Source organism: Coprobacter sp. (genome assembly GCF_982436375.1).
This window is the reverse complement of record NZ_CEWDCG010000069.1, coordinates 1-13,506: the sequence shown is the minus strand read 5'-3', so window position 1 is coordinate 13,506 and position 13,506 is coordinate 1. Positions and strand designations below refer to the sequence as shown.

General features: G+C 37.4%; 11 protein-coding genes. 1 reads left to right on the top strand and 10 read right to left on the bottom strand.

Annotation, left to right across the window (positions count from 1 at the left end; genetic code table 11):
• Nucleotides 1-121 precede the first annotated feature (121 nt).
• The 9 genes from corA to AC1WHX_RS05700 form a co-directional block, all read right to left on the bottom strand.
• Nucleotides 122-1,198 carry a magnesium/cobalt transporter CorA gene (gene corA / locus AC1WHX_RS05740; protein WP_022391299.1) on the bottom strand — a complete coding sequence of 359 codons (1,077 nt, stop codon included), beginning with the start codon at nt 1,196-1,198 and terminating at the stop codon, nt 122-124.
• Nucleotides 1,199-1,344: 146 nt separating this feature from the next.
• Nucleotides 1,345-4,161, bottom strand: a complete 2,817-nt coding sequence (locus AC1WHX_RS05735) for a putative LPS assembly protein LptD (RefSeq protein WP_022601511.1) — start codon at nt 4,159-4,161, stop codon at nt 1,345-1,347.
• Nucleotides 4,162-4,242: 81 nt separating this feature from the next.
• On the bottom strand, nt 4,243-4,782 hold the full coding sequence (locus AC1WHX_RS05730; protein WP_009317772.1) for an HD domain-containing protein: 540 nt from the start codon (nt 4,780-4,782) through the stop codon (nt 4,243-4,245).
• Nucleotides 4,783-5,031: 249 nt separating this feature from the next.
• Complete coding sequence (locus AC1WHX_RS05725; RefSeq protein ID WP_122337841.1) at nt 5,032-5,958, bottom strand: bifunctional methionine sulfoxide reductase B/A protein; 927 nt, start codon at nt 5,956-5,958, stop codon at nt 5,032-5,034.
• 148 nt (nt 5,959-6,106) lie between these two features.
• Complete coding sequence (locus AC1WHX_RS05720; protein WP_303117201.1) at nt 6,107-7,132, bottom strand: branched-chain amino acid aminotransferase; 1,026 nt, start codon at nt 7,130-7,132, stop codon at nt 6,107-6,109.
• Nucleotides 7,133-7,250: 118 nt separating this feature from the next.
• On the bottom strand, nt 7,251-8,093 hold the full coding sequence (locus tag AC1WHX_RS05715; RefSeq protein ID WP_081705684.1) for an ion transporter: 843 nt from the start codon (nt 8,091-8,093) through the stop codon (nt 7,251-7,253).
• 112 nt (nt 8,094-8,205) lie between these two features.
• Nucleotides 8,206-8,649, bottom strand: a complete 444-nt coding sequence (locus AC1WHX_RS05710) for an RNA-binding S4 domain-containing protein (RefSeq protein ID WP_302545246.1) — start codon at nt 8,647-8,649, stop codon at nt 8,206-8,208.
• A 7-nt stretch (nt 8,650-8,656) separates the two neighbouring features.
• Nucleotides 8,657-9,220, bottom strand: coding sequence for an aminoacyl-tRNA hydrolase (gene pth / locus AC1WHX_RS05705; protein ID WP_302545247.1), 564 nt, complete (start codon nt 9,218-9,220; stop codon nt 8,657-8,659).
• A 13-nt stretch (nt 9,221-9,233) separates the two neighbouring features.
• Nucleotides 9,234-9,884 (bottom strand): 50S ribosomal protein L25/general stress protein Ctc, encoded by a 651-nt coding sequence (locus tag AC1WHX_RS05700; protein WP_009317766.1) that lies wholly within the window; start codon nt 9,882-9,884, stop codon nt 9,234-9,236.
• A gap of 272 nt (nt 9,885-10,156) precedes the next feature.
• On the opposite strand from AC1WHX_RS05700, the gene galE reads away from it, so the two are divergent.
• Nucleotides 10,157-11,191 (top strand): UDP-glucose 4-epimerase GalE, encoded by a 1,035-nt coding sequence (gene galE, locus AC1WHX_RS05695; protein WP_009317765.1) that lies wholly within the window; start codon nt 10,157-10,159, stop codon nt 11,189-11,191.
• Nucleotides 11,192-11,290: 99 nt separating this feature from the next.
• On the opposite strand, the gene AC1WHX_RS05690 is transcribed toward galE, so the two are convergent.
• The gene (locus AC1WHX_RS05690; protein ID WP_303117195.1) at nt 11,291-13,255 is read right to left on the bottom strand and encodes a GDSL-type esterase/lipase family protein; all 1,965 of its coding nucleotides are present in this window, start codon (nt 13,253-13,255) and stop codon (nt 11,291-11,293) included.
• Nucleotides 13,256-13,506: the final 251 nt, after the last annotated feature.

Here is a 13,506-nt window from a genome sequence, read left to right as displayed (position 1 = left end):
CAAAACTTTGTGTATGAATTAGTTGGCTAATTTTATACTATTTACTGAATCTCCCCATTTCAAAAACAGAAAGCATTCTCAAAAAATATTAAACTCGATCCGTGCAAAATTTAGACAGGCTTTAATACCAGTGTTGTTTTTTTATGTACCACCACACTCCGATAACGATAATCCCCATTAATCCCCATGCCATTAGGTATCCATATTGCCATTCCAGTTCCGGCATTGACTTAAAGTTCATACCCCAAACGCCCACAACAAAAGTTAAAGGGATAAATATCGTTGTGACTACAGTCAGCCGTTTCATGATTTCATTCATTTTTAAATCATTGTTCGAGAAATATAGATCCAGTAAAGAAGCCTGAGTTTCTCTACATATTTCTATAGATTGTATAATGAATAACATCCGGTCTTCAAGATCATTAAAATATATCATGTCTTCGTCACAAATGAGTTTGTTCTCATTGTGTATCAGTTTATTAAAATCATCTTTTAAGGGGAGTATAGATTTTTTCAGTTGTAGGTAATCTCTTCGGTTCGCCTGTATTCGGTTGCCGAAATCATCACGAGGGTTTCCTGTAATGATTTCGTCTTCCATTGTGCCCAAAACATCTTCGAGGGTTGCAATAATGTCTAAATAATTGCTGAATACGTTATTTATCAACAAACAAAATAGGTAGTCTGTCGGGCGGTTGCGTACACGGGCAGTATTTTGAGTGATAGCTTTTTCTATATTATCGAAGAGCGGAAGATCTGATTCCTGAAAAGAAAATACGTATTCTTTACCCATAATTATACAAATATGTTCTTGCTGCAATTCTTTGTTTTCAGAGTAATAGAATGTATTTAGGATAAGGAATGTTTTATCTTCATAGGTCTCGATCTTCGCAATGTGTTGGCTGGTAAGTATATCTTGTATATCCGTAAAATGTAGCCCTAATGTTTTGCCTATGAGTGCAACAGTATGAGTGTCGGACAATCCGGAAATATGTATCCAATTCTTTTTACCGTTTTGGATGAGAGCCGGTAACTTTTCCGGAGATGTGAAAGAATGTTGGATATAATTATCGGCATCATATTGTGTAAGATAAATGTGCATTTCTCCTTTGCGATCTCCGGTATATATATATTCGTCTGTCAGCAGATTGTTTTTTATGTGCCGGTGTTTTTTCCGAAGGTTTGAGGCTTGTTTGTGCATGATTTCCTTTTTATGAGTCTTGTCTACAAAGTTAATAAACAAAAAGATAAAAAGATAGATGTTTTCGTCACTTTATAATAAGAATATGTTGGATAGCCGATTTTTATTCCCCACTAAAAGCTTTATCGAAAAACAAAAATATAAGGTTAATACCATTTTAAGCGATCATAAGAGTTTCCGCTCTTATCCCATTTTAAATCACTTAATAATGAAGACTTCACGCTGATATGGAAATTATAGGATTTGTAAGGACCTACCGGAATAAAGTTTGCACTCATAGTCCAGCAGTGCATATCACGGGTAATGCCACAGTTCATATATGCTATTTTTTTTGCGTCGAAGTCATAACTTGCCGAGAAATTGAATGACCAATTCTTTGTGGGTTGAATGCGTCCTGAAAAGCTGAGATTTTGTGTGATCTTTCCGTTATATTCCATTTTCTTTTTATTGAAAGTGCCATATCCGTAATTGATCGAATAGTTAACCGATAGGCTCCAGGGAACATTCCATACCATATATCCGTCTTTCATTTCTAATCCGGAGTCTTCTGTTTTTTCTTGACTTTCGTTTTCTCTGTTTTCAGTGTTTTCTGTATTATTATCAATCGGAGTTTCGTTAGTCGAAGTTTCTGTCTCTTTAGTATTGTTTTTCGATTTTTTCTTAAATGTATCGTTACTGAATGTATAAGAGAAAGAAGTTCCTGTACTTGATAGTCTGCCTAATCCTTTTCCAGCTTTCCATCGTGGAATATTTACACGTACAGGATTGCCGTATTCATTCAGTTGATAAGTATAAGTATCAAAAACGGCAGAAGCTTGCAGATTGAAATTTTTAGTTAGTTTGATTAATATCGAAGTATTGATATTACTCCAATTCATAGAGTCGGCAGCCATGTTATAGCTGATCCCTGCGGTGAGATTTTCGATAAGACTGATTTTTCGCACTCCGGTCGTATCCCGATCTGAGTTGACTTTCATTTCCAAATTATTGGAAACATTGAAAGATACTGTACCCTGTTTCCCTTGAGGTGCAGTTCCGAATATACCGTGAGAGAATGGAGAATATTTTACATCTACCCGTTTCCCGTTCTCAATTTTTGAATATGTTTGCCAGAATCCGTATCGGGAACTACCGAAATCAGGTGCGGCACTAAAACTGACACTGGGAGTGAATACGTGCCGGATCATTTGTATTTTTTTTCCTCCGAAAAAGGGTAGAGGTCGGTAGAATCCATATAACTTAGTTTGGGCACTGACGCTGAAACTATAGTTAAAAACGTTATAAAAACCGTATGTAGTGTCTCTTACAACGGCTGCGGACTGGGGATCCCATTGTTGCATGATGCGGTTGGTGTACATTCGGTCGGTGAAGTTGAACGACGGAGATATATTGAGATATTTAAATAAGCTGAATGTTGCCGATACGGGAATCGTGTGTTGCATGCCGTTGCGCCAGTCTTTAATCAAGCTTGACTTGAAAAACAGATTTTGTTTTGTTTCTATAGAGTTTCGGAATAGACCGGTGTAATTTAAACTGATTTTCTCATACCATTTTTCTTTGCCTACCGGATTTTTTCGTTTGAACGGATATACCCGACTCATATTGAGGGTAAAGTCCGGAAATGATACGTTCAAAGTGGAATCTTTACTTCGTTGTGTGATGTTGGCTGTTGCCGATATACTAAAAGGGGTATTCGGAAAATTATAGGTCATGTTCACTGTCGAACTTTTGGTGTTTTCCGTAAAAGAAGTTGCGTTATAATAGCTGTTCAGATTGTTTCGGTCATATCCACTTGTCGTAAAATTGACACTGGCAGAGAAACTCATATTCGGATTTGCTTTTGCATCTTGGGAGTGTGACCATATTAACCGGAAATTTGTCTGTTTTTGATAATCGGGCATTCCTTTGTCTCCGAGTATAGTCACCAGGTATCCCATATTGAAATTCCCAGAAAACTTATATCTTTTCACGTAGTTAGACATGGCATTCAATCCCCACGACCCTTTTGTATAAATTTCACCTGTGAGAGCTAAATCGATATAATCGTTGATCGCAAAGTAATAACCGCCGTCTCTTAAATAAAATCCGCGAGCCATTTCATCCCCGAATGTCGGCATAATGATTCCTGATGAATATTTTTCTGTGAAAGGGAAAAAGCCGAAAGGAATTGCTAACGGAAGAGGTACTCCTGCCAGAACCAAGTAGGCAGGACCTGTAACGATATTTTTCTTCGGACGCATTTTAGCCTTGGTCAGTTGGAGATAAAAGTGCGGACATTCATGGTCATCGCATGTCGTATATTTCCCGTCTTTCAAGTAAAAATCCCCTTCTTTGTTCTTTTTCGTACTACCTCCTGTCAGGTAACCTTCTCCTTGTTGGGTAATGATATTGGTGATATATCCTTTTTGACTTTTAAAATTGTATTTCATTGTAGCAGATTCATATTCTCCGCTTTTATCTTTAAATATGGGATTCCCTACAATTTCGCCGGCGGTATCGGGACGTCCGATCGCGAACACCGTACTACTGTCCATATTCATTCGTATCTCGTCTGCATCGAGTTCTATATCTTGATAAGTAACAACCCCTTGTCCATACATATAAGCTTGATTGTTACTTAAAAATACGATAGAGTCGTTTGCCGTATATTTTACCACATCTTCCAGTGGTGATTTTTTTGGAGGAGGAGCTTGTACCGTATCGGTCATGACAGAGTCGACAAGAATAGAATCGACACTCTTCAATAATGAGTCGGGACGGATAAGGATAGAATCGGGTAAAGCGGGAAATGTATCGGAAATAGATTTTATTTTGTCGCTGTCTGCTGGTGTAACAGTGTCGGCAAAAGCGGGATTCGCTTGCCGTATATGGCTTTTCCTTTTAGGCTGGGCACTGAGATTGACCAGCAGTAAGGAGCAAAACAGGGTAAGGACTATTATATGAATCTTATTTCTCGATGACATTCACAAACCAATAGGTTATTGAGGTGCAAAAATACACAATTTACCCTAACATATCAGGTATTGAAGCCTATTTAATATATTTTAGAGGAGGAAAAGGTGATACCACCTCTCAAAACGGGCGACGGAAGCCTCTCCGTATTTACTCATACTTTTTCGTATTTGTTCTATACTTTTTTCTTTTAAAGGGTTTGATTTGGAGTAGAATTTGTCGGCAAAGCAGATTATTTGCTCTTCTATGCTTATCGGAAGCATATCTCGGTGAGGAATAGGAAGGTTTTGATTAATAATGTCTTCTAAAGAAAGTCCTGCTCCTGTGTGGCGTTCGCTGACTAAAGCATGACGAGGAAAACCTTCTTTTTTCAAGAGCTCGCTGCCTAATGTACCGTGACAGATATACGGTCGTGTGCCGTGGCATTCTATATCGGGGGCATCGGTAAGAAAGATTCCGATATCATGTAACATGGCTGCTTCGGAGATAAATTCTGCGTCTGCGTTCAATTCGGGGTGAGCATTTGCTATTTCGAGAGCCTTTTGTGTAACCAGACGACTGTGATCTACTAAAATATCATATAGTGCGGTTCCTTGTGTATAATATTTATCGATGATTGTAAAAGGATTCATTTCTATTGTATTTTGTGCAATAATACAAAAAAAATTTTAGAGCCAATCTAAATTTTCCAATAAGAAAATATTATCAGGTCATCTTTACGTTTTCTTCCAATCTATTTTTCTGTTTTCACTCGAAAGAAACTCTCGAATCTGGCCTAAGTAAAATTCAGACAGGCTCTTAGAATAAAGGCTTTGTTCTTTTATCCGTATTGAACAGAATTATAAAAATATTGATAGGGTTGAATGTTCGATTATTGGGCATCAAAATATTTTGTGATATTTATGACAGTAGGGAGTTGTTCCTTTGTTTTCATAATAGTCTTGATGATAATTTTCTGCCGGCCAGAATGTGGAGACCGGTAAAAGTCGCGTTGCGACTTTATATCCCATAATTGTGAGCTTATGTATATATTCTTCAGCGATTTCTTTTTGTTTTTGATCGGCATAGAAGATTACCGAAAGATATTGTGTACCTATATCAGGACCTTGACCATCGGTTTGGGTAAAATCGTGAGTCTCGAAAAAGAATTTTACCAGTGATTCATAACTGACAATTTCTGGATCATATTCTATTTCGACAGTTTCAAAATGTCCTGTTTTTTGAGAACAAACTTCTTTGTATGTCGGGTGTTTGGTAGATCCTCCCATAAAACCGACTGTGGTTTCTTTGACACCTTTTAATTTTTGAAAATAGTATTCTGTCCCCCAAAAACATCCCGATGCAAAATAGGCTTTGGATATTTGCTCTGGTTTATCGGGCTTAAATTTTAAAGAAATCGAGTTCACACAATGTCTGGTCTCTTTGGGTGTCAAATGTTCGTTTAAGAATACATGTCCGAGATGACCTTTGCAATTGGCGCAAATAATTTCAGTTCGTTTTCCATCGTTATCAGGTTTCCGGATAACGGCGTTAGGGATTTCGTCATCAAAAGCCGGCCAGCCGCATCCCGAATCGAATTTATCAGAAGATCGGTACAATGGAGCGTCACATTGTTTACATAGGTATATCCCTTTTTTATAGAAGTTGTTATATTCACCGCTAAAAGGAGCTTCTGTTCCTTTTTTCAGCATGACATATTCTTCTTCTGGAGTGAGTTTATTAAGATTCATATTATTTTGTTTTTTATGCTGTGCCCATATAGTGATAGCTAATGTAATAGCGAGTCCTGTCAGCAGAAATGTTTTCATAATGTCATTTTTAGGAAATAGTTCCTTATTTATAACTCTTTAAGATGTGTTTTTGTTCGATATTTCATTTTATATATGAAAATAAAAACCCGGAACGAACAGCATTAAGGACATTCCGGGTTTTTGTATTATTTAATTAATCTGAATATTATTCGACGATAGTTACCCAACCATATTTGTCCGGTTCATCTCCATATTGTATGGCCCGGAGTTTATTGTATAATTGGGTGCATATTTTACCCGGTTTTCCGTCTTTAGAAATAATATATGACCGATTTTTTTCAGGATCGTCGATACGTTGTATCGGACTGATAACTGCAGCAGTACCGCAAGCTCCCGCTTCTTCGAAAGTATCTAATTCTTCTTCCGGAATTTGACGGCGTTCGACGGTCAAGCCCATTTCTTCTGCCAATTTCATTAGGCTTTTATTGGTAATAGACGGTAGGATAGAAGTAGATAACGGAGTTATGTACGTATTGTTTTTAATCCCGAAAAAATTAGCAGCACCACACTCGTCGATATATTTTTTTTCTTTTGCATCTAAATAAAATTCGCAGGAATATCCCATGTCGTGTGCCATTTTATTGGCCCGTAAACTGGCTGCATAATTTCCTCCGACTTTATAAACTCCTGTACCTAATGGTGCTGAGCGATCATATTGACGGATAATGACGTAAGGATTAGTTGAAAATCCACCTTTAAAGTATGGCCCTACCGGTGTGACAAATACGATGAACATATATTCGCTTGCCGGATGTACACCTACTTGTGCACCTGTTCCGATTAATAATGGTCTGATGTAAAGAGACGCTCCGCTTTCATAGGGCGGAACAAACCGTTCATTCAGTTTTATAACTTTAAGAATAGCGTCACGGAATTTTTCCGTAGACAGTTCAGGCATTAAAATTCCTCGGCAAGTGCTTTGCAACCGTGCCGCATTTTCATCAAGACGAAATACTCGTATTTTCCCGTCCTTCCCACGAAAAGCTTTTAATCCTTCAAAAGCTTCTTGTCCATAATGCAAACAGGTGGCCGCCATGTGCATATTGATATATTCGCTACTGCTTATTTCAAGTTCGCCCCAACTTCCGTTCCGGTAATTGTACCGTACATTGTAATCGGTCGGCATGTAACCGAATGATAAATTAGCCCAATCGATAGTTTTCATTTTTATTATTGTTTTTCGATATTTGCATGTAAGATTTACAAAGTTACGATTTTTATAAATATTGTAACTGTTTTTTGTCCGAAATATTGAGCATTATTCCGGTTTAAAAGAAAAAAAAGAGATTTTATGACAGGTTGTTATTGTTGTGAGGTAAGAATGTCCCGCAATTTTTGCAATAAGAAGCATCTGCCTCATGCTTATTCTCTCCGCAATTAGGACAAGTAATGTTCTTTTTTCGTAAAGGTTTGATCAGTTCTGAAGAAATAATACCGGTAGGAACGGCCAGTATCGAGTATCCGAGTAACATGACGATGACTGAAATTGTCTGACCTAAGAATGTGATAGGCGTTATATCTCCGTATCCTACGGTCGTGATAGTGACGACTGCCCAATATATGCTTTTGGGAATGTTGGAGAAAGAAGGATTTACACTTCCTTCGACCAAATACATCAAAGCTCCTAATATCGTTACGAGAATCATGATGAAGTAGGTAAATATCATGATCTTTTTTACGCTTCTTCGTAAAGAATCGACCAAATGGTTGCCTTCTTTTAAAAAATGCGTTAGTTTTAGTATTCTGAAGATACGAAGAAGACGTAAGGCACGAATAACGATAAGATAGTGAGTACTACTGTATAGGATACCGATGAAGAACGGTAAAATAGATAAGAGGTCAATGATTCCATAAACTGAAAAAATATATTTTTTTCGATTCGGACTGCAGTAAATACGGGTTGCATATTCGATAGTAAACAGTATGGTTATAATCCACTCGCAGATACGGAATGGGAGTGCGTATCGAGCGTTGAATGCGACTACACTTTCTATTGCTGCCAATATAACGCTGAGAAGGATTACGTTCAGTAAGATGATATCGAATCTCTTTCCTTCTTCCGTATCGGTTTTGAATATGATGGTGTATAGTTTCTTTTTTAATTCTTTACGTTTTTGCAGATCCATGATCATGTCATTCCTGTTAAAAGTTTCTTATCTCCTATGTGAATCCTATAAAGATAGTCTTGATGCGGATTGAACAAGTTGCTGCAGTATAACAGATCAAGTGTTGTATAAGTTTTGCTTAATCGTTTTCTTCGTAATCGTCAAAATCAAAATCAAAGTCGAATCCATCATCAAAAAAATCTCCTTCGGTAAACTTTTTCAGTTCCCTTCCTTCTCGTTTTGTCGGTCTTCCCAGTCCTTTGCTCCGATTTATGAATCCGCTGATACGGTTCATTTCCAGTATATCGTATTGTTCTTGCGGTGTAATGTTTTCAAGGTATTCCGGGACAAGTTTTGCTCCTATCCTCTTTTCGGTCAGAGCCAATACTTTAAAAGAGTAAGTGACAGGAGGTTTCCGTACTTGGATGATTTCACCTGCTTTTATTGTACGGGATGGTTTTACTGAGACGTTTCCGATAGAGACTCGCCCTTTCTTACAAGCTTCGGTTGCAATTGTACGTGTTTTGAAAATGCGTGTAGCCCACATCCATTTGTCTATTCGAACTTCATTTTCTTTTTCCATGACAATTTTACTTATTGTTGAATTGTGTCATGGTCAGTTGTATGCCTGCCAGACAGAAACTTTTTATGATCTCTCCTGCACGTTCGAGACGGGTGGGTAATTCTTTTTCTTGTTCTTCGGGGAAGCTTCCTAATACGTAGTTGACTTGTTGTCCTTTAGAAAAATCATTCCCAATTCCGAATCGAAGTCGGGCGTAATTGTCACTCCCTAATATTTGTTGAATATGTTTCAGACCGTTATGACCGGCATCGCTACCTCGGGGCTTTAAACGCAGACTACCGAAGGGTAATGCTAAATCATCCACTATTACCAATAAATTTTCTACCGGAATGTTTTCTTTTTGCAGCCAATAACGTACGGCATTTCCGCTCAAATTCATATACGTAGACGGCTTTAACAAGATTAATGTGCGTCCTTTGATTTTTAATTCGCAGATTTCGCCATACCTTTTGTCTGTAAAAACGAGATTGGACGCTTTAGCTAAAGCGTCCAATACTCTGAATCCTATGTTGTGACGGGTATTTTCATATTCTGGTCCGATATTACCCAATCCCACAATCAAATATTTCATTTAAGCAATATTATTATTTACCGCTTTTTGCTTGCAAACCGCGAGCTGCTCTTGTTAGTTTAACAGCACAAACAACTGCATTTTTAGCATTCATCAATTCAAGACCTTCGAAGTGAAGTTCTCCTACCTGTATAGTTTTGCCTAAACCTAAATTATCGATGTTGATAACCAACTTTTCAGGAATCTGAGAATAGATAGCTTTTACTTTCAATTTTCTCATTTCGAGGCTCAATTTACCACCGGCTTTAACACCTTCTGAATGTCCTTCAAGAGCCACGGGAACTTCCATAATAATGGGTTTTTGTTCGTTAACTTCAAGAAAATCCATGTGAAGGATTGCATCGGTTACCGGATGGAATTGAATATCTTTTATAACGGCTTTGGTTTTTTTGTCACCGATAGTCAGATCGATAGCGAAAATTTCGGGAGTATAAACTAATTTTCGTACAGATTCTGTAGATACAGTGAAATCCGTTACGATCAAAGCTTGATTGTTTGCAATTTCTACTACTTTTTCACCAGCTTTAAGAGCATTATCATAAGGCAGGGTTACAAGTTGTCCGCCGTTTAAAACAGCAGGGATAAGATTTTGTTTACGTAAAGCTTTTACTGCTTTCTTTCCCAAATCGGTTCTGGGAGTTCCTTCTAATTGAAATGTTTTCATTGTTTTAATTTTTTTGTGTTACTCAAAATTAAGATAATCAGCTTCTTAATTTCCCATCGCACGGAATACTCAAAAAGCGCGACAAAGGTAAGACTTATTTTTGTGTTATCCAAAAAGTTTGTATTGAAATAATGTGTCTTGTTTAATACACTTTGTTTATCTGTTTTTTTGTTCCAAAAAATAAAGTTTGGTCGTAAGGTTTAGAGATTTTGATAAAATCTTTTGGTAAAAATCCGTTATATTTGCAATTCATCTTAAACTTAACTTAAAACATGAAAGGGAAAATTTTAGTTACAGGTGGTGCCGGGTATATCGGTTCGCATACTACGGTAGAATTGCAGAATGCCGGTTATGAAGTGGTTATCGTAGATAATCTTTCTAATTCAAGTGAAAGCGTAATCGACGGTATTGAGAAAATTTCGGGTGTGCGTCCTGTTTTCATGAAATTGGATTGCAATGATAAGGCCGGCATGGAAAAGCTTTTCGAGGAGCAGAAGAATATAAAAGGTATTATTCATTTTGCAGCCAGTAAGGCTGTCGGTGAATCGGTACAGAAACCGTTGTTGTATTATCGTAATAATATCGATTCTTTGCTTACGCTCATGGAGCTGATGCCTCGATATGGAGTTGATGCTTTGGTTTTTTCCTCTTCATGTACCGTGTACGGTCAGCCGGATGTGCTTCCGGTTGATGAAAATGCACCTATAAAACCGGCAATGTCTCCTTATGGGAATACAAAACAAATAAATGAAGAAATAATTCGTGATACGATTTATTCGGGTGTCCCTTATAAAGCCATTATATTGCGTTATTTTAATCCGATAGGAGCTCATCCTACTGCAGAGATTGGCGAATTGCCGAATGGAGTGCCCCAGAATCTTATTCCTTTTGTTACTCAGACAGCTATGGGGATTCGAGAACAATTGAGTGTGTTCGGTGATGATTACAATACACCTGACGGTTCTTGTATTCGTGATTATATAAATGTTGTCGATTTGGCGAAAGCGCATGTCGTAGCTGTGGATCGTATGCTTACCGGAAAATCTCTTGAGAATGTAGAAACATTCAATTTGGGTACAGGCCGGGGACTTTCTGTATTGGAGCTGATAAAGACTTTCGAGAAGGTGACAGGGCAAAAGTTGAATTATAAGATTGTCGGTCGTCGAGAAGGTGATATTGAACAAGTGTGGGCTAATCCTGAAAAGGCGAATAACGTGCTGGGATGGAAAGCGGAAGAGTCTATCGAGGATACGTTAGCTTCTGCGTGGAAATGGCAATTGCGTTTGCGTGAAAAAGGAATTATGTAAAAATAAGGTTTTGATAGAAACCGGGAATTATATATAAAAATGTGACGGATCTTTAAAGAAAGACTTCCGTCACATTTCGCATTTGTTTAACCGATCTTATTATTCTTTTATCAGTCGGATTGCCTTTCGGTCTGTGTTGCTAGTAAGTGAACAAATATATATGCCGTTATTCAACCCTTCCAGATTAATTTGTTGCTGATGTTGTCCGGCTGGTAGAGAATCTTTTCTGTAGCTATTGAGTTTTTTCCCGTCAATAGAAAAAATATCGATAAGAATATCTGAACATTCGGTTGTAACATAATTGAGTGTGGTTGTACCTGAAGTTTTCGAGGGATAACAGAATATGTTATTCTCGATGATAGAAGTCGTTATTCCGTCGGTACTTTCTTCTGTAACCACTCCGCTTATCGTGACTCCGTATAGACAGATAGATTTACTGTCTCCTCCATTGTTCAACCAAGGGTAGATTCTGATATATAAAGATTCTTCACTTTTTACTTCAATAATGTTTTTGTGAGAGATCGGATACATAGTATTGCTTGTATTATTTTGTCTGTCTGCAATCATCACGGCATCATCGCCGAAAAGTTCGTTTTTACAATAATATACTTTGAATCGTATCCCATTGCTTCCAGATCCTCCTACATATAATCCGATAGAATCGACATTAAAAACACTTCCTTTAGTCGCTTTAACTCCGAATTGAATGTAGCGGTCATGTACGATGTCTATTTCTCCAGCAGGCCACGTTCTTCCTTCGATAATATTACGTTGAGTTTTTGTTTCTCCATCGATGCGATTATCTTCCCATATTGTCGTGCTTCCCGGTTTTGCATACCTATCGGTAAACATGTTTTTTAATGTTTCAGGTAATACTGTAATAGGTCCTTCGGATATACTGTTTTCGTTTTTTGATAATTCCCAAAATGCTTTTGCTTTGACACCTCCTTCGAAAGAGACACATTCACCTTTTAAGGCGATGAATTTCGTGTTCTTTCCGTTACTTACTGTAATATTTCCTGTTGAGATACCTGTATCTTCAGGTGCATATTTTACAAAAAATGGAGTAATGCTGAGGTTGCCATTTTCATAGGGTATGGTTATCTGCTGAGTATAGTTGCCGTCTTGCTCTTTTGATATACTGAATTCTGAGGGAACGGTTATTGTTACATTCCCGTTTACCGGATCTAAATCGATTCCGCTTACCGAAAAGGAATGAATATTGACGGTGTTAGCATAGCATTTTCCAAAATTATATTCAGGACTACTTAATATTAATTCGGGATCTGCATTCAGATATTCTGTCAGAATATTTTGTTTTATTAATTCTTGTACTGCTAAACGAGCATATAAAGTAGCTCCGTATTCTCCTAAATGTGTACCGTCTCCTACATTGTAAATGAGTTCTGTCGATTTGGTTTTTCCGTATTCTTCACAAACTTTTTTGGTAAGAGCTGTATGATCAACCAAAAGACAATTCGTGTTTTCTGCAACCTTTTTCATGGCTGCGACATAGTCGAGTTCTTTTCCGTCCGAACCCATACCGAGATTATGGGCTCCTCGTGCTGTGATTGTTTTTCCGTCACTTTCAAAATAGTTGCGTACAATAGGGGTGAATAATATCGGAATAGCATTTAGCTCTCTTACCTCCGTTACATATTTAGTCAGATATTCCGTGTAACTTTTCCATGGATTGGTTCCTATTTCACCTTCTTCTCCTCCATCTTTTTCATCGTTATGTCCGAATTGAATAATAACATAATCTCCTTCTTTGATCTGAGGTTTCACGGTTGCCCAAAAACGATAATTATTGTTGTCGTCTTTGGCTTCATAAAAAGATTTGGAACTAGTTCCGCTTTTAGATCTGTTATTTACTGTTGCACCGTTTGTTACAAACTGCTGTAACATTTGTGCCCATCCTCTTTGTCCGTTCGGATTACTTTCCGTATCCTCTGGTTTGCTCTCCATCGTAGAATCTCCGATGGTATGAATTGTAATTTCTTTAGGGAATGCAGACATGCAACAAAATAATAAACTTAATAGTAGATAAGTTGAGTTTTTCATAAATGTTAGAATTATAATTATATGCAAAAATAAGTTTCGTCTCTTTATTGAAATGTGGAATATTTGACGCTTTTGGTAGATATTACCGATAGTTATAATAATATATGGCTTAGTTTGTGATCTATTTGAATTTAAATTTTACATGGATGTTTTTTTTGAGGACTGTTTTCAAAAGTGTTTTACTGTTCCTTTATACGATGTGCAGAAACGTGAAAACAAGACCGAAAAGAGCCTTAACAGATCGTATATAT

Coding starts and splice junctions, on each gene's coding strand:
- corA (WP_022391299.1), bottom strand. CDS start 1,198: ATGCACAAACAAGCCTCAAACCTTCGGAAAAAACACCGGCACATAAAA.
- AC1WHX_RS05735 (WP_022601511.1), bottom strand. CDS start 4,161: ATGTCATCGAGAAATAAGATTCATATAATAGTCCTTACCCTGTTTTGC.
- AC1WHX_RS05730 (WP_009317772.1), bottom strand. CDS start 4,782: ATGAATCCTTTTACAATCATCGATAAATATTATACACAAGGAACCGCA.
- AC1WHX_RS05725 (WP_122337841.1), bottom strand. CDS start 5,958: ATGAAAACATTTCTGCTGACAGGACTCGCTATTACATTAGCTATCACT.
- AC1WHX_RS05715 (WP_081705684.1), bottom strand. CDS start 8,093: ATGATCATGGATCTGCAAAAACGTAAAGAATTAAAAAAGAAACTATAC.
- AC1WHX_RS05710 (WP_302545246.1), bottom strand. CDS start 8,649: ATGGAAAAAGAAAATGAAGTTCGAATAGACAAATGGATGTGGGCTACA.
- pth (WP_302545247.1), bottom strand. CDS start 9,220: ATGAAATATTTGATTGTGGGATTGGGTAATATCGGACCAGAATATGAA.
- AC1WHX_RS05700 (WP_009317766.1), bottom strand. CDS start 9,884: ATGAAAACATTTCAATTAGAAGGAACTCCCAGAACCGATTTGGGAAAG.
- galE (WP_009317765.1), top strand. CDS start 10,157: ATGAAAGGGAAAATTTTAGTTACAGGTGGTGCCGGGTATATCGGTTCG.
- AC1WHX_RS05690 (WP_303117195.1), bottom strand. CDS start 13,255: ATGAAAAACTCAACTTATCTACTATTAAGTTTATTATTTTGTTGCATG.